At 72.7% G+C, this 25,986-nt stretch carries 25 protein-coding genes and 1 pseudogene; 10 read left to right on the top strand and 16 right to left on the bottom strand.

What is annotated here, in order from left to right; genetic code table 11:
• Positions 1-275: 275 nt before the first annotated feature.
• Entirely contained in the window at positions 276-1,259 is a 984-nt protein-coding gene (locus C1703_RS35655; RefSeq protein ID WP_114256716.1) for an SCO0930 family lipoprotein, read from the bottom strand.
• 282 nt (positions 1,260-1,541) lie between these two features.
• Positions 1,542-1,931: a hypothetical protein gene (locus C1703_RS35650; RefSeq protein ID WP_114256715.1), complete on the bottom strand. Its 390-nt coding sequence runs from the start codon at positions 1,929-1,931 to the stop codon at positions 1,542-1,544.
• A 256-nt stretch (positions 1,932-2,187) separates the two neighbouring features.
• Here C1703_RS35650 and C1703_RS35645 point away from each other — a divergent pair, with 256 nt between their 5' ends.
• Together C1703_RS35645 and C1703_RS35640 are read left to right on the top strand one after the other, a co-directional pair.
• Positions 2,188-2,922, top strand: coding sequence for a DUF4239 domain-containing protein (locus tag C1703_RS35645; RefSeq protein WP_198678488.1), 735 nt, complete (start codon positions 2,188-2,190; stop codon positions 2,920-2,922).
• A 220-nt stretch (positions 2,923-3,142) separates the two neighbouring features.
• Entirely contained in the window at positions 3,143-3,676 is a 534-nt protein-coding gene (locus C1703_RS35640) for a hypothetical protein (RefSeq protein WP_114256713.1), read from the top strand.
• Between the two features lie 120 nt (positions 3,677-3,796).
• Here the strand turns inward: C1703_RS35640 and C1703_RS35635 are convergent, their stop codons facing one another.
• Positions 3,797-4,285 carry a hypothetical protein gene (locus C1703_RS35635; protein ID WP_114256712.1) on the bottom strand — a complete coding sequence of 163 codons (489 nt, stop codon included), beginning with the start codon at positions 4,283-4,285 and terminating at the stop codon, positions 3,797-3,799.
• A 351-nt stretch (positions 4,286-4,636) separates the two neighbouring features.
• Here C1703_RS35635 and C1703_RS35630 point away from each other — a divergent pair, with 351 nt between their 5' ends.
• Both C1703_RS35630 and C1703_RS40000 read left to right on the top strand, forming a co-directional pair.
• A complete protein-coding gene (locus C1703_RS35630; RefSeq protein WP_114256711.1) occupies positions 4,637-5,308 on the top strand; it encodes a class F sortase in 672 nt (223 codons plus the stop codon).
• Between the two features lie 324 nt (positions 5,309-5,632).
• A pseudogene (locus tag C1703_RS40000) lies at positions 5,633-5,872 on the top strand (hypothetical protein); the annotation flags it as partial.
• Here C1703_RS40000 and C1703_RS35615 read toward each other — a convergent pair.
• Positions 5,844-6,701 (bottom strand): polysaccharide deacetylase family protein, encoded by an 858-nt coding sequence (locus C1703_RS35615; RefSeq protein WP_114256710.1) that lies wholly within the window; start codon positions 6,699-6,701, stop codon positions 5,844-5,846. The pseudogene C1703_RS40000 and the gene C1703_RS35615 sit on opposite strands and share 29 nt — an antisense overlap.
• A 393-nt stretch (positions 6,702-7,094) precedes the next feature.
• Here C1703_RS35615 and C1703_RS35610 point away from each other — a divergent pair, with 393 nt between their 5' ends.
• On the top strand, positions 7,095-7,556 hold the full coding sequence (locus tag C1703_RS35610) for a universal stress protein (RefSeq protein ID WP_114256709.1): 462 nt from the start codon (positions 7,095-7,097) through the stop codon (positions 7,554-7,556).
• 80 nt (positions 7,557-7,636) lie between these two features.
• Here C1703_RS35610 and C1703_RS35605 read toward each other — a convergent pair whose 3' ends face one another.
• Entirely contained in the window at positions 7,637-8,791 is a 1,155-nt protein-coding gene (locus C1703_RS35605; protein WP_114256708.1) for a CapA family protein, read from the bottom strand.
• Between the two features lie 222 nt (positions 8,792-9,013).
• Between C1703_RS35605 and C1703_RS35600 the strand changes: the two genes are divergently transcribed.
• The 4 genes from C1703_RS35600 (at position 9,014) to C1703_RS35585 (ending at position 12,312) form a co-directional block, all read left to right on the top strand.
• Positions 9,014-9,559 (top strand): sigma-70 family RNA polymerase sigma factor, encoded by a 546-nt coding sequence (locus C1703_RS35600; protein ID WP_094053205.1) that lies wholly within the window; start codon positions 9,014-9,016, stop codon positions 9,557-9,559.
• A gap of 151 nt (positions 9,560-9,710) precedes the next feature.
• A complete protein-coding gene (locus C1703_RS35595; protein WP_114256707.1) occupies positions 9,711-10,223 on the top strand; it encodes a hypothetical protein in 513 nt (170 codons plus the stop codon).
• Between the two features lie 151 nt (positions 10,224-10,374).
• Complete coding sequence (locus C1703_RS35590) at positions 10,375-11,028, top strand: zf-HC2 domain-containing protein (protein WP_114256706.1); 654 nt, start codon at positions 10,375-10,377, stop codon at positions 11,026-11,028.
• A gap of 102 nt (positions 11,029-11,130) precedes the next feature.
• Complete coding sequence (locus C1703_RS35585) at positions 11,131-12,312, top strand: PP2C family protein-serine/threonine phosphatase (RefSeq protein WP_114256705.1); 1,182 nt, start codon at positions 11,131-11,133, stop codon at positions 12,310-12,312.
• Between the two features lie 18 nt (positions 12,313-12,330).
• Here the strand turns inward: C1703_RS35585 and C1703_RS35580 are convergent, their stop codons facing one another.
• The 3 genes from C1703_RS35580 to C1703_RS35570 form a co-directional block, all read right to left on the bottom strand.
• Positions 12,331-13,194 (bottom strand): DNA-formamidopyrimidine glycosylase family protein, encoded by an 864-nt coding sequence (locus C1703_RS35580; protein ID WP_114256704.1) that lies wholly within the window; start codon positions 13,192-13,194, stop codon positions 12,331-12,333.
• Positions 13,195-13,216: 22 nt separating this feature from the next.
• A complete protein-coding gene (locus C1703_RS35575) occupies positions 13,217-15,304 on the bottom strand; it encodes a SpoIIE family protein phosphatase (protein WP_114256703.1) in 2,088 nt (695 codons plus the stop codon).
• A gap of 77 nt (positions 15,305-15,381) precedes the next feature.
• Positions 15,382-16,527 carry a DUF6777 domain-containing protein gene (locus tag C1703_RS35570; protein ID WP_114256702.1) on the bottom strand — a complete coding sequence of 382 codons (1,146 nt, stop codon included), beginning with the start codon at positions 16,525-16,527 and terminating at the stop codon, positions 15,382-15,384.
• Positions 16,528-16,677: 150 nt separating this feature from the next.
• Here C1703_RS35570 and C1703_RS35565 point away from each other — a divergent pair, with 150 nt between their 5' ends.
• The gene (locus C1703_RS35565) at positions 16,678-18,099 is read left to right on the top strand and encodes a lipase maturation factor family protein (protein ID WP_114256701.1); all 1,422 of its coding nucleotides are present in this window, start codon (positions 16,678-16,680) and stop codon (positions 18,097-18,099) included.
• Here C1703_RS35565 and C1703_RS35560 read toward each other — a convergent pair.
• Genes C1703_RS35560 through C1703_RS35525 form a run of 8 tightly spaced genes read right to left on the bottom strand, consistent with a single transcriptional unit; the run spans position 18,087 to position 25,974 of the window.
• Entirely contained in the window at positions 18,087-18,920 is an 834-nt protein-coding gene (locus C1703_RS35560; RefSeq protein WP_114256700.1) for an amidohydrolase family protein, read from the bottom strand. The genes C1703_RS35565 and C1703_RS35560 overlap by 13 nt on opposite strands.
• A complete protein-coding gene (locus C1703_RS35555) occupies positions 18,917-19,273 on the bottom strand; it encodes an L-rhamnose mutarotase (protein WP_114256699.1) in 357 nt (118 codons plus the stop codon). The genes C1703_RS35560 and C1703_RS35555 overlap by 4 nt, the downstream gene beginning before the upstream one ends.
• Positions 19,270-20,268, bottom strand: coding sequence for an aldo/keto reductase (locus C1703_RS35550; RefSeq protein ID WP_114256698.1), 999 nt, complete (start codon positions 20,266-20,268; stop codon positions 19,270-19,272). Before C1703_RS35550 ends, C1703_RS35555 begins: the two co-directional genes overlap by 4 nt.
• Positions 20,265-21,020: an SDR family oxidoreductase gene (locus C1703_RS35545; RefSeq protein ID WP_114256697.1), complete on the bottom strand. Its 756-nt coding sequence runs from the start codon at positions 21,018-21,020 to the stop codon at positions 20,265-20,267. The genes C1703_RS35550 and C1703_RS35545 overlap by 4 nt, the downstream gene beginning before the upstream one ends.
• Complete coding sequence (locus C1703_RS35540) at positions 21,017-22,360, bottom strand: L-fuconate dehydratase (RefSeq protein ID WP_114256696.1); 1,344 nt, start codon at positions 22,358-22,360, stop codon at positions 21,017-21,019. The genes C1703_RS35545 and C1703_RS35540 overlap by 4 nt, the downstream gene beginning before the upstream one ends.
• A gap of 35 nt (positions 22,361-22,395) precedes the next feature.
• Positions 22,396-23,421: an ABC transporter permease gene (locus tag C1703_RS35535; RefSeq protein ID WP_114256695.1), complete on the bottom strand. Its 1,026-nt coding sequence runs from the start codon at positions 23,419-23,421 to the stop codon at positions 22,396-22,398.
• Positions 23,414-24,904, bottom strand: a complete 1,491-nt coding sequence (locus C1703_RS35530) for a sugar ABC transporter ATP-binding protein (protein WP_114256694.1) — start codon at positions 24,902-24,904, stop codon at positions 23,414-23,416. Before C1703_RS35530 ends, C1703_RS35535 begins: the two co-directional genes overlap by 8 nt.
• A complete protein-coding gene (locus tag C1703_RS35525; RefSeq protein WP_114256693.1) occupies positions 24,901-25,974 on the bottom strand; it encodes a sugar ABC transporter substrate-binding protein in 1,074 nt (357 codons plus the stop codon). Before C1703_RS35525 ends, C1703_RS35530 begins: the two co-directional genes overlap by 4 nt.
• Positions 25,975-25,986 lie beyond the last annotated feature (12 nt).

The following is a 25,986-nucleotide window of genomic DNA, read 5'->3' as shown; positions in this document are numbered from 1 at the left end:
CAATGGAGCGACCCGAAACGGAAATTGACCGTCCGTTCCCGGTCACTGCCTGCGGCACGTGCCGAATTGATACCCGTCCGCATGCCCTTCGAACATATGACGAACAGTGTCCGAGGCATTCCGGAGAGTTCCGATCCGGAAGGGGAAGAGTGTCGAGAATTCGATGAGTTCAGGTGAAGCGCGGCAAAACGGTCCGCCCCCTCCGTGGAGCACGGAGGGGGCGGACCGGGTCGACGCCGCCGGGTGGCGAGATGATCAACCCTGGGGAGGTTTCTCTACTTCGCCGGGGCGCCGACCGGCTTTCCGTCGGGCCGCACGGCGTACCAGGTGCCGCCGACGCCCTGGCCGTTGGTGTCGCCGGGAGCCTTGTCGCCGGCGAAGGTGTAGATGGGCGAGCAGTTGATCGTCTGCTGCTTGCCCTTGCCGTCGGTCCGCTCGAAGATCATGTAGCCCTTCTTCTGGATGCCCTTGGTGTCGTTGAAGTCGACGGGCTCCACCAGCGGCCACTTCTCCAGGCACTCCCCGGAGCAGTTGGAGACGGGCTTCGGCCAGGCCTCGTCCTTCATGAACCGGTAGACGGTCATGCCGTTCTTGTCGACGACGATCTCACCGAGCTTGGGGTCGTTGCGGGTGGACAGCCCGGCCAGGTCCCCGGCCTCACCCGCGGCGGCGGCCCCGCCGCCCTGCGCCTTCTTGCCGTCGGGGGCGAGCGCATACCACTTGCCGCCCACACCCTGGCCCTTGACGTCACCCGCGTTGACGTCCTTGGCGTAGCGGTAGGCCGGCCAGCCGCCCACCGTCAGCTGCTTGGTGCCGTCGGCCCGGGTCACGGAGCCGAGCAGCGACTTGTCGATGCCCTCGCCGGCCTCGGCGTCGTCCGCGGGCACCGGCGGCCAGGTCTTGGCGCAGTCGCCGTCGCAGTTCGACTTGGGCGGCTGGTCGGTGTCCTGGTCGAACCGGTACAGCGTGAGACCGAGGCTGTCGGTGACCACCTTGCCGACCTCCTCGGCGGTGGCGACGGACAGCTTGCCCGCGGGGTTGGACGGGCTGGAAGGACTCGGCGCGGCCGACTGGCCGCTCGCGATACCGCCCACCCCGTTCTCGGTGCCGGTACCGATGTTTCCGTAGTCCCCGGGCGCCGCCGTCGCGCCCACGTTCTGGCTGGCCGCCGGTGGGCTGTCCTGACCGCACGCCGTCGTCAGCGCCAGGACCGCCGCGGCGCTCGCCACGAGTGAGGCGCTCCGCCAGGAGGTCTTCATCGTCAACTCCCCATAATCGCAAGGGTGTTGCAGCGCCCTGCTGCGCCGCCGCACGGTCATGAGTACGCATGGGGGCGGTGCCCGTGTTCAACGTCCGGCCAATTTTCTTTCCGGAACCTGCGACAGCCGCCGCACACGCGTCCCGCCCCACGGCCGCACGCACGACCCCGGGTCAAACCGACGCCCCCCGAATATCCCTCTTTCGAGGCAATCCCCTTGCGCTGCGGCCCGCCCGGGCGGCACAGGGCTCATGATCTTCGTCGTGTATGGACCCCTTTCGACTCAACCCGCCCTTGCCGCACGGGCCTTGGCGGTGGCGACGCTGACCTGGGCGCTCGTCGGCGCACCGGCCGGAGTGGCGGAGGCCACCTCCTGCGCGTACGCCTCGACGGGGCCGGACGGCATCAAGGCGGTGGCGGTCGCCGGGAGCAAGACGTGGCCGACCAAGCCGCCGTGCCCGACACCCACACCGACCCCCACGCCCACACCCACGCCTCCTCCGCCGAAACCGACCCCGAGCCCGACGCCGACGCCGAGCCCGGACCCGCCGCCGCCACCGCCCTCACCCAAACCCCCGCCCCCGAAACCACCGCCCACCGCCGAGCCGGAGCCGCCGCCTCCGCCCGCGCCCCGCCCGGCGGCGCCCGCACCCCGGCCGACTCCGAGGCCCACGCCTCCCCCGCCCCCTCCACCGGCGCCCGCCCCGAAACCGTCGGCCAGCCCCGCCCCGCGTCCGTCCGCGACGCCCGTCCACTACCCGCGCTACCGGGCCACGCCACGGCCACGCCCCTCGAACAACAGGCTGTCACCGCTCACCTTCGTCCTGCTCGTCACGGTGCCCGCGGTGGTCGCCGTCGCCGCGCTGCGCGCGCGTTGATCCCTGAACTGGAGGCACCTCTTGCCGGAATGGCTTGTTCTCACCCTCGCGATGCTGGCCGCCTGCGCCGTGGTGGTCGTCATCACCCTCGTACGGCACCGCAGGGCGCCCGAGGACGAGGACCCCAGCGAGACCCCTGACGTCATCGAGTACATGACGATGTGGATCGGTGTCGTGTACGCCATCGTCCTGGGCCTGGCCATCGCCGGTGTCTGGGAGGGCCGCAGCGCCGCCCAGGACCACGTCCAGGCCGAGGCGACCGCGCTGCACGAGATCTCGGAGCGGGTCCGGGTCTACCCGGCCGGCGAACGCGACCGCATCCGGGACGACATCCACGCGTACGTCAGCCACGTGGTCACCACCGAGTGGGACACCATGGCCGACTCGGGCCAGATCACCGAGCGCGGCAACGAGCTCTTCGAGCGTGTCCGCGCGTCCGTCACCGACTACGAGCCGAAGACGGACTTCCAGGCCCAGGCGTACCAGCCGCTCCTCGACCAGGTGACCGCGGCGAGCCAGGCCCGCATCGCCCGGGCGGAGGCGACCGGTGAGACCATGCCGGGCGTGGTGTGGTTCGGGCTGATCACCGGGGCCGTCGTCACCATCGGGATGATCTTCGCCCTGCAGATCCGCAGAACGACACGGGAACTGGTCCTCGCTGGGCTGTTCTCGGCGCTGATCGCCTTCCTGCTGTTCCTGATCTGGGACTTCGACTCGCCCTACAGCCGGGGCGTGACCGCGTCGGCGGACCCGTTCCTGAACCTCTTCCCGGGCGCCGGGGACTGACGGCGCCCCCACCGCGGATCCGGGCCGGGGGGCGTGCGACACACCGTCGCCGTCCCCCGGTCGCGGTACCGGCGCTCCCCCGGGCGGCCCCACGTCCCCCGTTTGCGCTGCTCCGATCGCGCCACTGCGGGCACGTTCCTAGCGTTTCGGGCATCGAGGTGCATGTGTGACGTGAGCGGAACAGGTCCGCGGCTGCTCCTCGGGGACCGGAGGATCCATCATGCGCGCGATACGCGTCGCTTCGGCCGTACTGCTGGGCGCCGGCGCCCTCACCTCCTGCGTGCCCGCCGCCGACGCGGCGATCCGGACCGACTTCGGCTTCGCCGTCGAACCCTCCACCGTCGCGGCGGGCGGCCGGGTCATGCTGCGGGTGGAGCGCAACGAGGCGTGCCGCGGGGAGGCGGCCGTCTCCTCGCCGGTCTTCGACGTGGTCACCATCCCGCCGGGGAAGTCGTCGGCGACGGCCGTGGTCGACTGGGACGCCAAGCGCGGCGCCGTCTACGACGTGGAGTTCGTCTGTGACGAGTCGAGCGGCACCGCCCGTCTGACCATCGCCGGCGGGCGTCCGACGCACCACCCCACGCCGCACCCGACGCACCACCACCGTCATTCGAAGGGCGTGCACGCCGGTGAGGGCGGCACCTTCGCCGGCTTCGACCTCAAGGAGATCGGCCTCGGCGCCGCGCTCATCGCCGGTGCGCTCGGCGCCGCCTACCACTTCTCGCGCCGCCGCACCGACGAGGACGCCGGCTGAGACGAGGACGCCGGCCGACGCACGCCCGCAGGTGTTCGCCCCGGGTTCCCCACGCGAGGGAGACCCGGGGCGAACGCCGTTCACGTGCGAGGCGACCGCTCGTAAGAAGGCCGGGGAGCGTCAGACGCGCCGCTCGGCCCGGCGGCGCATCCAGAACACGCCACCGCCGACGACCGCCGCGGCCACCAGGCCGCCGCCGATGGCCATGTCGGTCGGGGTCGCGCCGGTGGTGCTGCTGCCGCCGACACCGCCGCGGACACCGCCGATGACGGTGAAGGCCTGCGGCTTGGTCAGCGACTTGCCGTTGCAGGTGACCGTGATGTCGTACGGGCCCGGGCGGGCGTTGCTGTTGATGGTGGCGGTGCCCTTCGCCATCTCGTTGCGCCCGCCGTGGACGGGCGAGAGCCGCGTCGGCGAGAAGGCGTTGGACGTGGCCGTGCCGCCGTTGCGGCAGCCGTCGACCGTGATGGTCAGCTGGCCGCCGCGGGCGATGACGCTCGGCAGGGCGACGATGTTGCTGGGTGAGTCCCACGCGACGGCCGCGGGGGCGGAGAGGCCGAGGGCGGCGACCGCCGCACCGGCGACCGCCAGGGCACGAGTGTTAGGCATGTGAACCTCCGCGGAAGACGCCCCGGGACCCGTCCCCGGTCGATCGGCGAGAAAGCGCCTCCCAGAAAGACAGTCAGTTGCCTTGTGCGTAGCCGCATTTCGGGAATGGTCCGTCCTGGTGAGAGAGGGCGCCGCGGGAAAAGCGCACAATCGGATATCGCCGCAGGTCACGCACTGTCGGAAATTTCCTCACGGCGGCAACTCGGATGGCGCACCTCAGGGCCCCGTGCCGCCCCGCACGGCCCAGGGCCACCCGTTCGCTCCTGCCCCGTCGCCGCTTTCACGCACGGCGCTTAGCGTTCTGATATGCGCGACTGACACGGCGACGGCCGGGTCGAGAGGGGAAAGCGAATGTCTGCGTCCGAGCTGGCCGAGGCGGAAGAGGAGGCGCGGCGGAAGAAGCGTGCCCCGTGGGGCGTGATAGCGCTTGTTCTGCTGACCGGCCTCGCGCTCATTCGGAATGGTTCGGGGGAGTTCGACGAGGGCCCGCCGCAGCCGGCCACGGCCGCCGCGGCGGACAGCCGGGTGCCCGCCGCCACCTTCGCCGGCACGGTACGGCCCCTGCCCTACGCCCTGCCGGACCGGGTCCGGATCCCGGCCATCCAGGTCGACGCGCCGATCATCCCCGTGGGCCTGGACGCGGACGGCTGGGTGGGAGCGCCGCCGCCGGAGGACCCGAACCTGGCCGGCTGGTTCACCGGTGCCGTCACGCCCGGCGAGAAGGGCACGGCGGTCGTCGTCGGCCACGTCGACAACCAGCAGGGCCCCGCCGTGTTCTACGGGCTCGGGGCGCTGAAGAAGGGGAACCGCGTCGAGGTCGCCCGGCAGGACGGAAAGACCGCCGTGTTCGAGGTCTACGGCGTCGAGGTGTTCGAGAAGAACAACTTCCCCGGCGACCGCGTCTACGCGTCCAAGGGCGCCGCCGAACTCCGGGTCATCACCTGCGGCGGCGGATTCTCCGAGCAGGACGGCTACGCCGGCAACGTCGTGGCCTTCGCCCGCCTGACCGAGGTGCGTTACTGATCATCGCCGGTCGGGCGGGCATGGCGTTCTCGGTGTGCGCGGGCGGCCTTCTCACCGCAGCTGCCGCGACGGTGTCGGCGAAGACCCTGCTGTCGGAGCCGCTCCGGATACCCAGCTCGGCGAAGGCGGCGTCGGCCTCGGACATGAAGTGCCGTACGGTTGCTCCGCCCGTGGTGACACGCACGGTGCCGCTGTCACCGTTGACGGGGTCGCCGAGGCGTCGCAGGGCCAGGTCCAGACCGAGATGCCCTCGGCGGCGGCGTCCCACAGGACACGTCCCGCGTGGGTGGGCACGACACCTCTTCGACTGGCGCTCCATGAGATTATCCGACGCTCGCGGACTCCGACGCCCCCTTCCACGACCGGTTCACGGGTCATGCCCGCACTCCGGAGCCGCAGTTGCGCCGGGACTTCGCCGAGCTGTCCGCCGCCAACGAACTCGACCTCGCCCGCATCGAGCCGGCCTTCCGCGCGAAGTGGGGATCCGAACTCCTCGCCCTGTTCACCCGCTTCCGCCCCTTGCTGAGCCAACCCGTTACGCGTAGTGCCGCCGGGGCACGGTGACGCGGTAGCCGGAGTCCAGCAGTCCGGGAAGGTAGCGCCGCAGGGCCCGCACGCTCTGCGAGCGGTCGCCCCCGGCGTCGTGCGAGAGCACCACGACGCCGGGGGCGGCGCCGTTCTCGATCCGCTTCACGATCGACCGGGTGCCCGGGGTCGTCCAGTCGAGCGTGTCGAGCGTCCAGGCGAGGGGTTCCATGCCGAGTTCGGCGCCGATCTGGAACGTGGCGCGGTTCCAGGCGCCGTAGGGCGCGCGGAACCACTCGGGGCGCTCCCCGCAGGCCTCCTCGATGACGTCGCTGGTGCGTTCCATCTCCCGGCGGATCTGCCGCCGGCTGAGGCGGGTGAGCAGCGGGTGGGACCAGGTGTGGTTGCCGACGACATGGCCCTCGTCGGCCATCCGGGCCAGCAGTTCCCTGCTGTCGGCGGCCATCTCGCCGCACACGAAGAACATGGCGCGGACGTCGTACTCGGCCAGGGTGTCCAGGATGTCCGGGGTGTAGCGGGGGTCGGGGCCGTCGTCGAAGGTCAGCACCATCGTGCGGCCGCGTCCGGAGAAGCGCAGCAGCGGTTCGCGGCGTACCAGGGTCCGGCGGGGCGCGGCGTGCGGCGGGCCGTAGCCGGTCAGGGGCTGGAGACGGTACGCGGAGGCGCTGCGGGCGCGGCGGGCCTGGGCGCCCGCGGCGGAGCTGGAGCCGGAGCCGGAGCCGGAGCCGGAGCCGGCGGGGACGTCCCCGGTGACCGCCGTGAGCACCCCGGCCGCGGCGGCCGCTCCCACGGCGCCGGCGCCCGCGAGCAACGCCGCGCGTCGGGTGAGCAACTGATCCTTCTTCATGACTCATCAGTCGCCCGGCGGAGGGCCGACGCACCTGAGCAACACCGGTGCGGCGGCACGATTTCACCCGAACGGCCCACGCAGAAGGGTCAGTGGCGGCGCGCCGGGGGCCGACGGTGTGGTGGCGGACGCGGATCCGGTCCGGCGGGCCGGGGAGGGGTCGGCGGGCTCGGTCCCGTCCCCTCCGGCGAGGCCGAGCGCCGCCAGCGACGGCGGCCCTTCTCGTGGCGACGGGCCGCCGTCCGCCTGTCGGGTGCCCTTTTTCCGACGAGTTGAGCACCATGAACTCCATGACGGCGCGGGGGCGGTGCGTTGGCGCCCCCCTCGGAGGCATGGTGCGGCCTCGACCTCCCGCCCGACTGCCGGACCCACCGCCTCCGATAGCCTCGCGGCGTGACGGAACAGCACTCCCCTCAGTTCGAGCGGGGCACGGACGGGCCGAAGGTGATCGTGGTCGGGGTGGACGGCTCCGACTCCTCCCTGCGGGCCGCGGCCTACGCCGGTGGCCTGGCCCGGCGGCAGCACGCGCTGCTCGCCGTGGTGTACGTGCAGCCCGTGCTGGCGGCCGGGGCGGCGCTCGGGGCGCCGGTGGCCGAGACGACCGACGAGATCGCCGAGGACCTGGTGGCGCAGATCCGGGACGCGGCGGAGCGGCTCAAGGGGATATTCGAGGTCCGCTGGGAGTTCCACACGTTCCGCGGCGACCCGTACACCGGCCTGGTGAAAGCGGCCGACGAGCTCAAGGCGGACGCGGTGGTCGTGGGCGCCTCGGAGCAGGCGGGCCACCGCATCGTCGGCTCGGTGGCGGTACGCCTGGTGAAGGCGGGCCGCTGGCCGGTGACGGTGGTGCCTTAGCGGGACCTGGGTCTCCGGCCGGTGTACACGGAGGGGGGAGGACGGCGCCCGCTGGGTGCTGACCGGCCGGCGCTCCGGGCCTACTCCCCCATCACCAGTCCGTCCTTCGACGCGCCCCGGCTGAGGACGACGTCCCGGATGCGGTCGCGTACGGCCCGGACGTCGGCGCCCTGGGCGAGGGCCCGGTTGAGGTTGACGACCCGACCGGCGTCGACGTCGAACAGCTGCGGCACGAACTCCGCCTTCGCCACCTCCCAGCGGCCGCCCGGCCGTGCGGGCGGGGCGAAGGTGAAGCGGCCGAGGGTGGACTGGTTGCCGCGCGGGTCCTTGGCACCCTGGTGGTTGGTCATCAGACCGGCGATCTGGTCGCCCATCCCGTAGATCACCCACGTGCCGTTGACCTTCTCGTAGGCCTGCGGGACGTGCGCGTGGGTGCCGAGGATCAGGTCGATGTCGGGACGCCCCTCGGTGCGGGCGGCGGTGAGGTTCCGGGCCAGGGTCAGCTGCCGGTCGTCGGGGGCGTCCTGCCATTCGGTGCCCCAGTGCAGGGACACGACGACCACGTCGGCGCCCGTCTCCCGCGCGGCCCGGGCGTCCGCGAGGATCCTGCCCTCGTCGATGAGGTTGACGGCCCAGGGCTGTCCCTCGGGGAACGGGATGCCGTTGGTGTCATAGGTGTAGGCGAGGTGGGCGATCCGTGCCCGGCCCGCCTGGAGCATCGTCACCGTGCGGGCCTCCTCCTCGGCGCGTGCCGAGCCGGCGTGCCGTACGCCCGCCCGGTCGAGGGCGTCCAGGGTGCGGCGGATGCCGTCGGCGCCGTCGTCCAGGGTGTGGTTGGAGGCGGTGGAGCAGCCGTCGTAGCCGGTGGCGGCGAGAGCCGGGGCCACCTCCGGCGGGGACTTGAAGGCCGGGTAGCCGGTGTAGTGGCCGTTCGCGCCGTAGACGGTCTCCATGTGACACAGGGCCACGTCGGCGCGGTCGACGACGGAGCGGATCCCGGCGAGCATCGGCCGGAAGTCGTAGCCGGTCCCGCCGGCGTCGAAGCGGGCCCGGTCGATGATCGAGTCGTGCGGGAGGACGTCGCCGGAGGCGACCAGGGTGAAGCCGCGGGGCTCGGCGGGGGACGGTGCCGGGCGCCCGGAGCCGGGCGGTTCGTGGTCACGGGCCTGGCAGGCGGCGCCTGCGGCGAGGACGACGGTCAGGGCCAGGGCCACCTGTCGACTGCGTGTGATCATCCATTCACCCCACGGTGGGCGTTGTGGTCGTATTTACACACAAACAGGAAAGAAGGCCCGCGCCGCCCCACGCGGCTGCGACACGCTCATCAGCCCGACCGGCACCCGCCCGGTGGAGCGCCCCGACCGTTCGTCGAACCGTTCGTCGACGCGATCGACCGTCCGCCGCACAGCCGGGTACGTGGCCTGTGCCACAGCCATGCCCTGCGGTGGCATACGGCCATGACGGCCGGATCCACACTCACGAACGGGACGACCGCCGAGCACGAGCTCGCCGCACTGCAGCGGGAGCACGGCCGGCCCCTCTTCGCGCTGCTGCTCCGGCTCTGCGACGGCGACCGGCAGCGCGCGGAGGACCTGGTCCAGGAAACGCTGGTGCGCGCCTGGCAGCACCCCGAGGCCCTGCGCGCCGACGACTTCGACTCCGTACGCCCCTGGCTGATGACCGTCGGACGGCGGCTCGCGATCGACGCCCGGCGGGCCCGGCAGGCCCGTCCGGCCGAGGTCGGCGACGCGGTGCTGGAGAACGCGCGGGTCAGCTCCGACCACGCCGAGCGGGCCGCGGCGATGCTCGACGTCCGCCGGGCTGTGAAGACACTCACTCCGGAGCACCGTGAAGTCCTGGTGCTCGTGTACTTCCAGGGGGCGAGTGTGGCGGAAGCAGCGGCGACCCTCGGGATCCCGCCCGGTACCGTGAAGTCCCGCGCGTACTACGCGCTGCGCGCCCTGCGCCGGGTGCTTCCGGGATACGCCGCCGACCTGCGGTGAAACCAATGGGTGAGTCAAACCTCCGTAAAGCGCCTTGCTGAGGACCCCGGTTGAGTAATCGGCTGTTCCCATCCGTGTTCCGGAGGGGGCCGACAACGCCCCGGAGCCCGGTGTCGGCCGACGCGCACGTACCGGAGGAAGGCAGGAAGGGATGCTGCACAGAGGGCAGGAGAGCACGGACGGCTCCGGCGGTGAACTGACCGTTCCCATGGCGTGGTTGTACGCCGAGTACATCGCCGACGAGCTGCTGCGGACCGGCGATCTGATGCCGCCGACGTCCTTCGAGTTCCGCGCCGGGCGCGACGCCCTGGCGCTGACGATCTTCCTCTCCGACACCGAGGGGGAGCTGTCGGGCATCCGGGTCGTCACGCAGCTGGAGACGTGGCTGTCGCTGACCGCGTACGACCAGCCGTGGCAGGAGTGGGTGCGCGAGCGGCTGGCCGAGGTCGCCGCGACGGCCGCGGAGTCGGGCGGGCCGGCACCCGACCTGGAGCTGGCGGAGGAGGCATGGCGCTGGCTGCAGGAGACGGAGCTGCTCGCCCCCGATCTGAACGCGGTGCCGGGCGGCGCTCCGGTGGCCGGGGAGGACGAGGGACCGAAGGTCTGGACGCCCGCCTGGCAGCTCGGACTGCCGCTGGGGCACCTCGCGATCCACCTTTTTTAGATTTCCGCGGCCCCGGACCAATCCGCGGGCCGGAGGGCTCCGAATCCTTTGGTTGCGATTGTGTCACCGGCTTGAGTGATTCCGCTGCCTGGTCCGTACCGGTGGGAGCAAGGAGTAACCCCACCCGCACCCAACGGCACGAGGATTCGGCATGAGGTCCCTGGAAAGGCATCGCGACGTCGGCGCCTACGCGCTCGGCGTGCTGGACGAGGCGGAGGCCTTCCGCTTCGAGGACCACCTCATGGAGTGCCCTCGGTGCGCTGCAGAGGTGACGGAATTCGGCCCGACGACACGGCAGTTGATGCTGTACCGGCGGGCGACGCCACGGTTCGTGAGTCCGCTGACGCAGCCCGGGCCGCGCATGCTGGACCGGCTGCTGGCCGAGGTGGCCACCCGGCGCCGGGCCGGACGCCGGCGCGTGCTGTTCGCCCTGGCGGCCTCGGTGGCGTTCGCGGTGTCGGCGCCCGGGGTCGTGATGATGGCCCAGGGCAGCGGCGAGCAGCCCCTGACGGTCGCGGCGACCGACGCGCGCACGGGCGTGTGGGCGCAGGTCACGACGGAGGACGAGGCCTCGGGCAGTCAGCTCGAACTCCAGGTGAAGGACGCGGCCGGGCCCCGCGCCTGCCACCTCGTGATCATCGGCCGCGACGGCACCGAGGAGACCGCCACCAGCTGGCACGGGCCCGGTCACGACGCCCACCCGAACACGATGATGGCCAGCTCCTCCATGCACCCGGACCAGATCGCCCGCTACGAGATCCGCTCGTCGGACGGCGAGGTCCTGGTGAAGCTCCCGTCGCCCTGAGGGGTGTGTGTCGTCCGTCCGCCCCTGTCGCCGGGCGGCCCGTCCGCCCCGGTGTGAGACTGCTGGACGACACACCCGGGCTGCGCGGCGAGGGGAGACGAGGTGACGACGGCGGAGACCGGTGACGGTCGCCTGGAGGAGTTCCTCGCCGATCCGGAGAGCTCGGCGCTGGACCTGGCCACGGCGGTGGCCCGCTGCACCAAGGCCGTGGGGATCCAGCACTCCGTGGTGTACCTGGCCGACATCCAGCAGCGCCGGCTCGTGCCGCTCACCGACGTGGCCTCGCCCCTGTCCGTCGACGACTCGCTCGCCGGCTGGACCTACCGCACCCAGTCGCTGCGCGTGGAGGAGTCGGAGTCGGGCGGCATGACGGCCTGGTTCCCGCTCCTGGACGGCGCGGAACGGCTCGGCGTGCTCTCCGTGCACTCCCCGGCGCTGACCCCGGCCGTGCTGCGCCGCGGCAGGGCCCTCGCCACCCTGCTCGCCATGATGATCACGTCGAAGCGGGCGTACAAGGACTCCTTCGTCCGGCGCACGCGCACCGAACCGATGCGGCTGCCCGCCGAGATGCTGCGGGCCTTCCTGCCGCCCCGCACGATCGGCACCGCGCACGTGGTGTCCACGGCCGTGCTGGAGCCGGCCTACGAGATCGGCGGCGACGCCTTCGACCACTCCCTGACGGAGACGACCCTGCACGCCGCGGTCCTCGACGCCATGGGGCACGACCTGGCCTCCGGGCTCACCACGGCCGTGTCACTGGCCGCCTGCCGCAACGCCCGGCGGACCGGGGCCGACCTGCCCGAGCTGGTGGAGTGCGTGGACGACGCGCTGGCGCACTGGCTCCCCGACCAGTTCTGCACGGGCGTCCTGGCCCAGCTGGACCTGGCCTCCGGGATGCTGCGGTGGTGCAACTGCGGGCATCCCCCGCCGCTGCTCATCCGTGACCAGCGGCTGCACGTGGACGCCATGCGGCGCGAGCCGGATCCGCCGATGGGGCTGCCGTCGCTGCTCGCGGGGCGGCAGCGGCAGACGCACGAGATGGCGCTGAAGCCGGGCGACCGGGTGCTGATGTACACCGACGGGGTGACCGAGGCCCGGGGCAGCGACGGCGGCGAGTTCGGCCTCGAACAGTTCGCCGACTACATCATCCGGGCGACGGCGGCGGGCGAGCTGGCGCCCGAGACGCTGCGGCGGCTCATCCACTCCATCCTGGACTCGCCCACCAGCCGGCTGCGGGACGACGCGACCATCCTGATGTTCGAGTGGACGCCGCCGTCGCGGTGACGGGCCGGGCCGGCCCGGTCACTTCAGCAGGCGGGACATCCTGCGGTCCGCCAGCGGCTTGCCGCCCGTCTGGCAGGTCGGGCAGTACTGGAGCGAGGAGTCGCTGAAGGACACCTCGCGGATGGTGTCGCCGCACACCGGGCAGGGCTCGCCGGTGCGGCCGTGCACGCGCAGGCCGCTCTTCTTCTCGGCCTTCAGCCGCCCGGCCGCCACGCCCCGGGAGCGCTCGACCGCCTCGGTGAGCGTGTCGCGCAGGGCCGTGTACAGCCGCCCGGTCTCCTCCTCGCTCAGCGACGCGGCCAGCTTGAAGGGCGACATCCTCGCCGCGTGCAGGATCTCGTCGCTGTAGGCGTTGCCCACGCCCGCGATCAGGCTCTGGTCGCGCAACGCGCCCTTGAGCTGCCGCCGCTCACCGGACAGCAGCTCCGTGAGGCGGGCTTCGTCGAAGTCGTCGGCGAGCGGGTCCGGGCCGAGCCGGGACACGCCCGGCACCTCCTGCGGGTCCCCGACGACGTACACGGCGAGCCGCTTCTGCGTGCCGGCCTCCGTCAGGTCGAAGCCGGCGCCGGTCTCCAGGGCCACGCGCAGGGCGAGGGGGCCCTTGCCGGGGCGGGGCGGGCCGTCGGGGAGGCGGTCCTTCCAGTGCAGCCAGCCGGCGCGGGCCAGATGCGTCACGAGGTGCGGGCCGTCCGCGGTCCCGATGTCGAGGAACTTGCCGTACCGGCGTACGGCGGTGACCTCGCGGCCCTCCAGCGCGGACAGGGGCGGGTCGTACGTCTTCAGGACGCTGATCGCGACGGGCAGGACCCGTACGATCTCGTGGCCGACGAGGTGCTCGGTGAGGAAGTCCTTGAGCGCCTCGACCTCGGGGAGTTCCGGCATAGGTCCAGAGTGCCACGTGGGGTCAGCCGGGGTCCGGTACGACGAACTCGCACCACACGGCCTTGCCGCCGCCCCGGGCCTCCACGCCCCACACGTCGGTGAGCAGGTCGACCAGCAGCAGACCCCGCCCGGAGACGCCCGAGTCACCCGCCTCGCGGCGGCGCGGCAGGGCGCTGGAGGAGTCCTCGACCTCGACGCGCAGCCGGACCTCGGAGCCGGTGAGGGCCCGCAGGGTGACGATCGCGGAGCCCTCGGTGTGCATCAGGGCGTTGGTGATCAGTTCGTCGGCGACCAGTTCGATCTCGTCGGCGCGGTCGCGGGCGCCCCAGGCGGCGACCGCGGTGCGGATCATGTGCCGGGCCTCGGCCAGGGCCACCGGGTCGCCGGGGGCCACGTGCCGCTGGAGCCGGCGGCCGGACTGCGGGCCGTCCGGGCCGCGCCGGCGCAGCAGGAGCAGCGCCACGTCGTCGTCGCCGCCGCGCTCGGCGGCCACGTCGATGAGCCGGTCGGCGAGGTCCCGTACGTCGTCGGGGCCGGTGTCGACGAGCGCGGTGAGGGTGCGCATGCCGTCGTCGAGGTCGGCGCCGGGCTGCTCGACGAGGCCGTCGGTGCACAGCAGCAGCGTGTCGCCGGGGTCGAGCTCCAGGGTGCCCACCGGGTAGTCGAGGCGGCCGAACTCGGCGGACAGGGCGAGCGGCAGGCCGCCCGGGACGGTGACGCGGCGGCAGGAGCCGTCGGGGCGCCGCACGAGCGGGTCGATGTGGCCGGCCCGGACCACCTGGAGCACGCCCGTGGACAGGTCGGCCTCGGCGTAGAGGCAGGTGGCGGAGCGGTCGGTGTCGAGTTCGTGCAGGAAGACGGAGGCGCGGGCCATGACGGTGGCCGGGGTGTGCCCCTCGGCGGCGTAGGCGCGCAGCACGATGCGCAACTGGCCCATGACGGCGGCCGCGTGGGTGTCGTGGCCCTGGACGTCGCCGATGACGGCGCCGACCCGGCCGCCGGGCAGCGGGATCAGGTCGTACCAGTCGCCGCCGATGTCCCGGCCGACGGAGCCGCCGATGGTGGCGGCGCGGTAGCGGACGGCGACGTCGGCGCCGGGCACGCTCGGGATGGTCCGGGGCAGCATGGCCTGCTGGAGGCCCTGCGCCAGGTCCATCTCCTGCTCGTAGAACATGGCCCGCTGCAGACTCTGCGCGATGCTGCTGCCGAGGGCGACGAGGATGTTGCGCTCCTCGGAGGTGAAGCCGCGCCGGTCGCTGTAGAGCAGGCCCATCGCGCCGATCGGCCGGGCCTGGACGATGAGCGGCAGGTAGGCGGCCGAGGTGATGTTCAGGTCGGTGATGTGCGGCCACAGGATCGGGTAGCGCTCGGCGAACTCCTCGGGCGACTCGATGAAGCACGGGCCGAGGGTCCGTACGGCCTCGCTCATCGGGTAGGGGTCGTCGATCCGGGTGACGTCCGTGCCGGGGACGAAGCTGCCCGCGGGTCCCTCGGCGACCAGGCGGATGCGGCCGGCCTCGACCAGGCCCATGACGAGGCTGGTGGCGCCCAGGTGGGTGAGGCCGTGGGTGTCCTTGAGGACGTCGATGACGTCCTGGACGGTGCGGGCGTGGGCGAGGGCGGCCGTGGTGAGTTCGACGACGTTGGTCTGCTCGCGGCGGGCCTCGTCCCGGTCGGCCTGGTCGCGGCGGGCGTCGCTCTCCACGAGTTCCTCGGTGGCGTCCCGCACGATGCCGATGATGCGGCGGGGCCGGCCGGTCTCGTCGCGCCGGATGTAGCCCTGGGTGTGGGTCCAGCGCAGGGTGCCGTCGCGGCGGCGGATGCGGAAGTAGGCGCCGTAGTTCTCGCTGCCGTCCTTCAGGGCCTGGGAGACGGCGGTGTCCAGGCGCCGGGCCTCGCCGGGCGGGACGCGCCGGGAGAGGGTCTCGGGGCGGTCGTCGTACTCGTCGGGGCGCACGTCGAAGACCTCGTGGGCCTGCGCGTCCATGTGCATCAGGCCGGTGTCCAGATCCCAGTCGAAGCTGCCCATCCGGTTGAGCGCGAGGATCGGGTCCGGGTGGGCGGGCCAGTCGTCCGGGAGGGACAGGGCGCTCGCTCCCCGATCAGCCATGGGCCCACCTTGCCAGGATTCGTCCGATTCTTCGACCGGATGTGCCGAGTGTACGAGCCACCCGTCCGGGACGGCCCTCAGTTACTGAAGACGTCCGTGGGGCTGCCGAAGATGCTGTCGGTGGCCGGTTCATCGGGAATCAGTCCGCCGCCGTCGGGCAGGTCGGGGCTGTCCGGCACGGCGTCCGGGCCGACCTCGCCGGGGTCCTCGGGAGCGGGATCGCCGGGGTCCTCGGGTGCCGGGTCGCCGGGGTCTTCCGGAGCCGGTGCGTCCGGGGGCGGGTCGTCCCCGGCCGGGTCGGCCGGGTTCGCCGGGAGCGGGGCCGAGTCGCCGATCAGGCCCGTTCCCGGCGACGCGTCCGGCGCACGCGGCAGGGCGTCCGGCCGCCCGCCCGGGACGACGGACGCGGGCGCGGACGCCTCGGGGGTTCCCGTCGCCCACACCGGCGGGGGCAGGGCCCGGTCGTGCCGCACGTCGTGCCCGGTGCGCCGTTCGATCCAGGCGCGGGCGGCGACGTCGACGATCGTGAAGCCGGTGACCGCCTGCGGCGCGGGCGTCACGACGACCACCGCGCCGGGACGGTAGCCGGGCCAGGGGGTGCCCCGGGTGACCGGTGTGCCGCGCATCGCCGCCGGCGGGAGCAGCGGGTTGCCACAGGCGCAGCGGACGCGCGGGACGCCCCGGTCGTCGACCAGGACCGCGGTGCCCGCCTGGAGGACGGACTGGTAGCCGCCGGCCCGTCCGGCGCGGTAGCCGTGGCCGGTGACGCGGGTGTCGGCGCGCAGGACGACCGGCGTCAGGGCGCGCACGTAGTCGCCGAGGCCCGCCGGGGAGACGCCCGCGATCCGGGCGAAGGCTCGGGCCCTGGCCCGGTCGCGGGTGAGGTGGCCGATCTGCCGGCCGATGTCGCAACTGCCGGTCCGCTCGGTGCCGGCGTACAGGCCGGGTGTCGCGCCGGAGAGGGTGCGCAGTCCGCTCAGGGCGGCGAGGACCCGGACGGCTCCGTCCGCCGCCCGCGGCGTTCGCGGGGCGGGAGGCGGGGTAGCCGTCGTGGTGGCAGTGGAGTCGGTGAAGGGGTCCGGCCCCCGGGCGGTGGCCGGCAGGAGGACGAGCGCTCCGCCGGTGCGCGCGTCGTCGTCGCGGTCACCGTCGCCGCAGCCCGCGAGGAGGAGCGCCGCCGTGAGCGCGCAGGATGTGACGACAGCCCCCGTCGGTGTCCGCACCTCGTCCTCCCGCCCACCTCGTCACCACTCAGGCAATTCAGGCAATCCGTCACTATTGTTTGCTTCGCTCACTCGGGTCACGCAACCGGAGCGGTGGCACACGGAGCGTGACCCCGGGGTCGGGCGCCGCACGGGAAGGAGCGCACGGCCGTGGACTGGTTCACCGCGTCCGACTACTGGCTGACCCGGCTGGTCTTCCAGCGGGCGCTGGCCGCCGTGTACCTGGTGGCGTTCCTGACGGCGGCGCTCCAGTTCCGCGCGCTGATCGGGCGGCGCGGCATGCTGCCGGTGCCCCGGTTCGTCGAGCGGGTGCCGTTCACACGGGCGCCGAGCCTGTTCCAGCTGCACTACTCGGACCGCCTCTTCGCGCTCTGCGCCTGGACGGGCTGCGCGGTGTCGGCGGCGCTGCTGGCCGGGCTGGACTCACTGCTGCCGCTGTGGGGCGGCATGCTGCTGTGGCTGGTGCCGTGGGTGCTGTACCTGTCGATCGTCAACGTCGGGCAGACCTGGTACTCGTTCGGCTGGGAGTCGCTGCTGCTGGAGGTCGGCTTCCTCGCCGTGTTCCTCGGCAACGACGAGGTGGCGCCGCCGCTCGTGGTGCTGTTCCTGCTGCGCTGGATCCTGTTCCGGGTGGAGTTCGGCGCGGGGCTGATCAAGATGCGCGGCGACGAGTGCTGGCGGAAGCTGACGTGCCTGGACCACCACCACGAGACCCAGCCGATGCCGGGCCCGCTGAGCTGGTTCTTCCACCATCTGCCCGGGCCGCTGCACCGCGTCGAGGTGGCCGCGAACCACTTCACCCAGCTCGTGGTGCCGTTCGCGCTGTTCGCCCCGCAGCCGGTGGCGACGGCCGCCGCGTCGCTGATGATCGTCACCCAGCTGTGGCTGGTGCTGTCGGGCAACTTCTCCTGGCTGAACTGGATCACGATCGTGCTGGCGCTGTCGGCTGTGCGGTTCCCCACCGACGCGCCGGACGTGCCGGACGCCCCGCTCTGGTACGTCGTCGTGGTGCTCGCGGTGGCCGCGCTGCTGGTGGGCCTGAGCTACCAGCCGGTGCGCAACATGCTCTCCCGCCGCCAGGTGATGAACCGCTCGTTCGACCCGCTGCACCTGGTCAACACCTACGGGGCGTTCGGCAGCGTGAGCCGGGTGCGGTACGAGGTGGTGGTCGAGGGCACGTCGGACGACGTGCCGCGGGAGGACTCGGACTGGCGGGAGTACGAGTTCAAGGGCAAGCCGGGGGATCCCCGGCGCTGGCCGCGCCAGTTCGCGCCCTACCACCTGCGGCTCGACTGGATGATGTGGTTCGCGGCCCTCTCCCCCGCGTACGCCGGGTCCTGGTTCGGCGCGCTGGTGGAGCGGTTGTTGGAGAACGACCGGGACACGCTGAAGCTGCTGCGGCGCTCACCGTTCTCGCCGGACGAGCCGCCGCGGTACGTGCGCGCCCGCCTGTTCCGCTACCGCTACACGTCCTGGCGGGAGCTGCGGGAGACGGGCGCGTGCTGGGAGCGGACGTACGTGCGGGAGTACCTGCCGCCGACCAGGCTGGCGGAGCCGGTTCACAGGCCGTAGACCCGGGCGGCGGTGGTCTCGAAGATCTGCGCGTGGTCGGGCGGCGCGGTCAGCCGGCGCGCGGCGTCGAGGATGCCGCCGTAGGTACCCGCCAGGGTGCACACCGGCCAGTCCGAGCCGTACATCAGCCGGTCCGGCCCGAACGCCTCCAGCGCCACGTCGGCGTACGGGCGCAGGTCCGCGACGGTCCAGGAGGCGTGGTCGGCCTCGGTGGCCAGGCCGGAGAGCTTGCCGACCGTGTTGGGCAGGGCGGCCAGGGCGCGCAGGCCGGACGCCCAGGGTTCGAGGGCGCCGGAGGCGATGGGCGGTTTGCCGAGGTGGTCGAGGACGAAGGTGAGGCCGGGCAGTTCCTGGGCCACCCTGACGCAGGCGGGCAGGTGGCGGGGCAGGACCACGAAGTCGTAGACGAGCCCGGCGTCCGCGACCGCGGCCAGTCCCCGGCGTACGTCCGGGCGCAGCAGCCACTCGGGGTCGGGTTCGCCCTGGACCTGGTGGCGGATGCCCTTCAGGTACCGCCCGCCGGGCAGTTCCCGCAGCCGGGCGAGTTCGTCGGCCACGTCGGGGCGGGTGAGGTCGGTCCAGCCGACGACGCCCGCGACGAGGTCGTGCTCGTCGGCCAGGGCCAGGAACTCGGGGGTCTCCTCGGGCACGGTGACCGTCTGGACGAGGACCGTGCGGCCCACTCCGGCGGCTCTCGCCTCGGGTTCGAGGTCCTTGAGGGTGAAGTCGCGCCGCAGCGGCGCGAGTTCGGGCCCGCTGATCCAGTCCTGGTCCCGGACGGACAGGTCCCACACGTGGTGGTGGGCGTCGACGACGGTCATGACGGCAGCTCCCACACGACGGGCAGGCCGGCGTCCGCGCCCTCGCCGGAGTAGTCGTGCACGACGTCGAGCAGTTCGGCCATGCGGGCCTGCCAGGCGACGTTGACCGGCGGTTTCTCCAGCTCGGCGAGGAGGCGGGCGTAGTCCTCGCACTCCAGGACGTGGAACAGATCGGTCCCTCCCCCAAGCTCTCGGCTTCGCTCGAGCAGGGGGGACCCCCATCGCCAGATGGTCCAGGAGGTGGCGCCGGCGGCGCGGATGGCGTCGGTGAGCTCCTCGGGAACCTCCCGGTGGGCGGCCTCGTACGCGGCGACGCGGTCGGCCCGGACCTTGGTGTGCAGGGCGACTCTCATGAGAGTTCCTTCGCGGAGGTCTCGGCGGGGACGGGGGCGTCGGCGGGCAGCAGGCCCTTGGCGCGCAGGTCCTGCCAGAAGGCGTCCGGCACCCGGGCGGCGAACTGGTGGGCGCAGTCGCGGACCTCGTGCGCGGAGCGCGCTCCGACGAGGACGCTCGCGACGGCCGGGTGGGCGGCGCAGAAGGCCAGGGCGGCGGCGCGCAGCGTGGTGCCGTGGCGGTCGGCGACGGACTTCAGCCGCAGGGCCCGCTGGACCAGCTCGGAGGGGGCGATGCTGTAGTTGTAGCGGGCGCCCGGCTCGGGGTTGGCCAGCAGGCCGGAGTTGAAGGCGCCGCCGATGACGACGGACGTGCCGCGTTCGTGGGCCGCGGGCAGCAGGTCGGTGAGGGCGCTCTGGTCGAGCAGCGTGTAGCGGCCGGCGCACAGCACCACGTCGACGTCGGTGTCGCGGACGAAGCGGGTGAGCATCTCCGACTGGTTCATGCCGGCGCCGATCGCGCCGACCACGCCCTCGGAGCGGAGCTTCTCCAGGGCCGGGTAGCCCTCCCGGAAGGCCGCTTCGGCGTGCTCGTCGGGGTCGTGGAGGTAGACGACGTCCACCCGGTCGAGGCCGAGGCGTTCCAGGCTGGACTCCAGGGTGCGGCGGATGCCGTCGGCGCTGAAGTCCCACACGCGGCGGTGGGTGGCGGGCACGGAGAAGCCGTTGGCCAGGTCGTCGCCGGTGCCGTCGGTGGGCTCCAGGCGGCGGCCGACCTTGGTGGAGATCGTGTACCGGTCGCGGGGGTGGCCGCGCAGGGCGGCGCCGAGGCGGCGTTCGGACAGGCCGAGGCCGTAGTGCGGGGCGGTGTCGAAGTAGCGGATGCCCCGCTGCCAGGCGGCCTCCACCGCGTCTCGGGCCTGTTCCTCGCCGACCTCGGTGTACAGGTTGCCGATCGCGGCGGCGCCGAAGGACAGGGCGCTGACCTGGACGCCGCCGCGGCCGAGCCGGTTCACCGGGCCACCGGGCGCAGCCGCAGGCCCTGCATCCCGCCGTCGACGGCGAGCGCGGTGCCCGTGGTGGCGCCGGACAGGGGGCTCGCCAGGTAGGCGATGGCGCCCGCGACCTCGGCCGGGGAGACCAGCCGGCCGGTGGGCTGGCGGGCCTGGAGGGCGGCGCGTTCGGCGGCCGGGTCGGGCGCGGCGTCGAGGAGGCGGCCGACCCACGGGGTGTCGACCGTGCCGGGGTTGACGCAGTTGACGCGGATGCCCTCGCGGACGTGGTCGGCGGCCATGGCGAGGGTCAGGGAGTACACGGCGCCCTTGGTGGCGCTGTACAGGGCGCGCTGCGGCAGGCCCGCGGTGGCGGCGATGGAGCAGGTGTTGACGATCGCCGCGTGCGCGGAGGCCCGCAGGTGGGGCAGGCAGGCGCGGGTGGTGCGGACCATGCCGACGACGTTGACGTCGTAGACGCGGTGCCACTCGTCGTCGGGGTTGTCCTCGACGGTGCCCTGGGCGCCGACGCCCGCGTTGTTGACCAGGATGTCGAGGCCGCCGAGGTCGGCGACCGCGGCCGCCACGGCCGCGCGGACGGACGCGTCGTCGGTGACGTCCGCGCGGTGGCCGAGGAGTGGCTTGTCGACCGGGGACGGATCCAGGTCGAGGACGGCGACCTGGGCGCCGCGCTCGGCCAGGAGGTCCGCGGTGGCCCGGCCGATGCCGGAGGCACCGCCCGTCACCAGGGCCCTGAGACCCTCGAAGTCGCTCATGCAGCGTGCCCCTTCTTCGTCGCGTCGAGGTCGGCGGCCCAGAACTCGCCGCCCGGGTACGTGTAGCGCGCCAGCGACTCGGGCCGCATGGCGGCCGAGAAGCCCGGCGCGGTGGGTGCCGTGTAGTGACCCTGCCGGATCACCACCGGGTCGAGGAAGTGGTCGTGCAGATGATCGACGTATTCGATGACGCGGTCCTCGGTGGTTCCGGTCAGGGCCACGTAGTCGAACATCGACAGGTGCTGGACGAGTTCGCACAGGCCGACGCCGCCCGCATGCGGGCACACGGGCACGCCGAACTTGGCCGAGAGCAGCAGGATCGCGAGGTTCTCGGGGACGCCGCCGACGCGGGCCGCGTCGATCTGGACGACGTCGAGCGCGCCGGCCTGGAGGAGCTGCTTGAAGACGATCCGGTTGTGGACGTGCTCGCCGGTGGCGACCTTCACGGGGGCGACGGCCCGGCGGATCGCCGCGTGGCCGAGGATGTCGTCGGGGCTGGTGGGTTCCTCGATCCAGTACGGGTCGAACTCGGCGAGGGCCTTGGTCCAGCGGACCGCCTCGGCCACGTCCCAGCGCTGGTTGGCGTCGACGGCCATGCGGATGTCGGGGCCGATGACCGAACGGGCCACGCGGCAGCGGCGGATGTCGTCGTCGAGGTCGGCGCCCACCTTCAGTTTGATCTGGGTGAAGCCGTCGGCGACGGCCTCGGCGGCGAGCCGGGTGAGTTTCTCGTCGTCGTAGCCGAGCCAGCCGGGCGAGGTGGTGTAGGCGGGGTAGCCGCGCTCCAGGAGCCGGGCCGTGCGCTCCTTGGCGCCCTGCCGGCCCCGGCGCAGGAGGGTCAGGGCCTCCTCGGGGGTGAGGGCGTCGGTGAGGTAGCGGAAGTCGATCTGGCGGACGAGCCATTCGGGCTCGGCCTCGGCGAGCAGCCGCCACAGCGGCAGGCCGGCGCGCTTGGCGGCGAGGTCCCACACGGCGTTGACGACGGCGCCGATCGCCATGTGCATCACGCCCTTCTCGGGCCCGAGCCAGCGCAGCTGGCTGTCGCCGATCAGGTCGCGGTTCAGGCCGGACGGGTCGGCGCACAGCTCGGCCAGGTCGCGGCCGAGGAGGTGTCCGCGCAGCGCGTCGATCGCGGCGACCTGGACCTCGTTGCCCCGCCCGATGGTGAAGGCGAACCCGTGCCCCTCGTGCCCGTCGGCCGCGTCCGTGCGCAGGACGACGTAGGCCGCCGAGTAGTCGGGGTCCGGGTTCATCGCGTCGGAGCCGTCGAGCTCGCGCGAGGTGGGGAAGCGGATGTCGTGGGTGTCGACCGCGGTGATGCGGGCGGGCGTCGGGGACACGGGGGACCTTTCGTCGGTCGGGGCGAGGGGCGGGGTCAGTCCTGGGCGCGGCCGGTCGTCACCCGGGCGATCATGAGGGCGACCAGGATGATCCCTCCGTAGATGGCCTGGATCCAGAACGACGGCACCTGCGCGAGGGTGAGGAGGTTCTGTACGACGCCCAGAAGGAGTACGCCGGTCAGGGCGCCGAACATGGTGCCCTTGCCGCCGTCGAGGGCGATGCCGCCGATCACCGCGGCCGCGAACACCGTGAAGATCATGTTCTGGCCCTGGTTGGCGCTGATCGCGCCGACGTAGCCGGTCTGCATGATGCCGCCGACCGCGGCGAGGACGCCCGCGACGACGAACACGCCGAGCATGACCCGCTCCACGCGGATGCCCGCGGCCCGGGCCGCGTCGGCGTTGCCGCCGATGGCGTACAGGGCGCGCCCCACCCGGTGGTACTTCAGGACCAGCCCGGCGACGGCGAAGGCGAGCGCGGCCAGCCACACCGACAGCGGCACGGTGAGGAAGGTGGTGGTCGCCAGGGAGTAGAAGCTGTCGGGCATGCCGAACAGCGTCTTGCCCTTGGTCGCGCCGACCAGCAGGCCGCGCAGCACGATCAGCATCGCGAGCGTGACGATGAACGCGTTGAGCCTGAACTTCACGACGAGGACGCCGTTGAAGGCGCCGACGGCCGCGCCCGCGACCAGGACGGCCAGGAGAGCGAGGGCGGCGGGGAGTTCGGTGCCCCAGCCGGACTGGGCGGCGGGCAGCACGAGCAGCGCGCCGACGGCGGGCGCGATGCCGACGACCGATTCGAGGGACAGGTCGAACTTGCCGGTGATCAGCACGAGCGACTCGGCGAGCACCACCATCGCGAGGGCGGCGGAGGCGCCGAGGATCGAGATCAGGTTGCGCTCGGTGAGGAACGAGTCGTTGACGATCGCGCCGAGCACCATGAGCAGCAACAGGGCCGGCACGAGGGCGAGTTCGCGGGCCCGGCGCACCAGTACGGTCCTCGCCGACCCGGTGTCGGTCGCGTGCGCCTGCTTCACCGGCGGGGCCTTGGTGTCAGCCATGGTCCACTCCTTCGATGGAGGCGATGAGCTCGTGGTCGCGCCAGCCCGCCCGGTGCTCGGCGACGACCCGGCCGTGGAAGAGGACGAGGACCCGGTCGCAGCGCCTGAGGTCGTCGAGTTCGTCGGAGACGACGAGCACGGCGGTGCCGTCCTCGCGGGCGCTGTCGACGCGGGCGAGCAGGGACTCCTTGGACTTCACGTCGACGCCGGCGGTCGGGTTGACGAGGACCAGGAGCCGGGGGTCGGAGGCGAGGGCGCGAGCCATGACGACCTTCTGCGCGTTGCCGCCGGACAGGTCGGAGACGGGCTGCTCGGGGCCCTCGGCGTGGATGTCGAGCCGTTCGATCAGGGCGGTGGCCGTCGCGCGCTTGCGGTCGGCGCCGACGAAACCGAAGCGGCCCAGCCGTCCCAGGACGCTCAGGGTGGCGTTGTCGCCGATGGACATGCCGAAGACCAGGCCCTGGTCGTGCCGGTCGCGGGGCACGAAGCCGACTCCGGCCTCCAGGGCCTCGCGGACGTCGCCGAACGGCAGGGGCGCGCCGTCGAGGAGGACCGTCCCGCTCGTCGGGGTGTGCAGTCCGGTGAACGTCTCGGCCAGCTCGATCTTGCCGCTGGCGCTGGACCCGGCGAGTCCGACGACCTCGCCCCTGCGGACGGTGAGGTCGACGTTCTCGTACGCCGTCGAGCCGAGCCCGCGGACGTCGAGGAGGACGGGGCCCGTCGCCTCGGCGGTCCGCTGCCGCTCGGCCTGTTCGGCGACGGTCTCCCCCGCCATGGCCTCCACCAGGGCCCGGCGCGGGAGGTCGGCGACCGGGGCGGTGGTGATCCAGCGGGCGTCGCGCAGGACCGTGACGGTCTGGCAGACCTCGTACACCTCTTGCAGGTGGTGGGAGATGAACAGGAAGGTGACGCCCGAGTCCTGCAGCGCCCGCATGCGGGTGAACAGGCGCTCGATCTCGCGGTTGTCGAGCTGGGCGGTGGGTTCGTCCAGGACGATGAAGCGGGCGCCGAAGCTCAGGGCCCGGGCGATCTCCACCATCTGCCGGTCCTCGACCTTGAGGTCGGCGGTGCGGGCGTCGGGGTCGACGCGCACGTCCCAGGTGTCGAGGAGCGCGGCGGCTTCCGCCGTCAGCCGGCGCCAGCTGATGAAGCCGCGCCGGAGCGGCTGCCGGTTGATGAACAGGTTCTCGGCGACGGTCAGTTCGGGCACGACCGTCGGGTGCTGGTAGACGCAGGCGACCTTGCGGCGCCAGGCGTCCCGGTCGGCGAGCGGGGGTGCGGGCTCGCCGTCGAAGCGGACGGTGCCCTCGTCGGGCGCCTGGAGCCCGGTGAGGATCCTGACGAGGGTCGACTTGCCCGCGCCGTTGCGGCCGACGAGGGCGTGGGACTCGCCGGGCAGGACGGTGAGCCTGCCGTCGGCGAGGGCGGTGGTGGGGCCGTAGCGCTTGACGATGCCCCGGGCTTCGACCAGTGCGGTACTCATTCGACCGTGTTGCCCCAGAGCTTGGGGTCGTCGACGTTGTCCTTGGTCACCAGCGGCGCGGGCAGCTGGTCCTCCAGGATGCCGCTGGGCAGCTTGACGATGGTCGAGTCGTGGTCGGTCGGGCCGGGCTTGAACGTCTTCCCCTGCATCGCGGCCTTGATGTAGTACATGCCGTACTTGGCGTAGGCGTCGGCGGGCTGGGAGACGGTCGCGTCGATCTCGCCCTTGCGGATGGCGTCGAACTCCTGCGGGATGCCGTCGTTGGAGACGATCGTGATGTGGCCCGGTTGCCCGGCCTTCCTCAGCATGCCCTTGGACTTGAGGGTCTGCAGGGTGGGCGCCAGGTAGACGCCGCCCGCCTGCAGGTAGATGCCCTTGATGTCGGGGTTGGCGTTGAGCAGGGTGTCGAGTTTGGAAGCCGCGGTGTCGGACTCCCACTTGGCGGGGATCTCCAGGACCTTCAGCTTCGGGAAGTTCTTCTTCACGCAGGCGCGGAACGCCTCGGAGCGGTCACGGCCGTTGACCGAGGCGAGGTCGCCCATGATCTGCACGACCTTGCCCGAGGTGATGTGCTCGCCGAGGTACCGGCAGGCCTTCTCGCCGTAGGCCACGTTGTTCGCCCGGACCACCATGGCGACCTTGCCCTTGTCGGGCGCCACGTCCACGGCGACCACCGGCACGCCCTTGCGCTCGGCCTGGTCGAGGCCCGCCTCGATGGCGGCGCTGTCCAGCGGGGCGACGACCAGGCCCTTGACGCCCTGGTTGAGCTGGTTGTTGATGTCGGTGATCTGCTGCGAGGGGTCGCTGTTGGAGTTGACGGTCTTCATCGCGTCCACCCCCTCGGACTTCGCCATCTTCGGCACGTAGTCGTTGTACGACTGCCAGAACGGCGAGGTCAGCAGGGGCAGGACGACCCCCACCTTGCCCGTGCCGTCGCCCCCGCCGGCACCCGAGGCGCCGGTGTCCTCGGTGCTGCCGCACCCGGCGAGCACGAGACCGGCGCCGACGGCCAGGGCCACCGCGCCGACGATCCGGGACGTGTTCCGCTTCCGCACTGTGCTTCCGGGCATCTCAGGGTGCTC

The sequence above is a fragment of the Streptomyces sp. Go-475 genome, from assembly GCF_003330845.1.
In the GTDB taxonomy this organism is placed as follows: Bacteria; Actinomycetota; Actinomycetes; order Streptomycetales; family Streptomycetaceae; genus Streptomyces.
The sequence above is the reverse complement of the archived record's forward strand: the minus strand, read 5'-3'. Positions and strand labels throughout refer to the sequence as shown.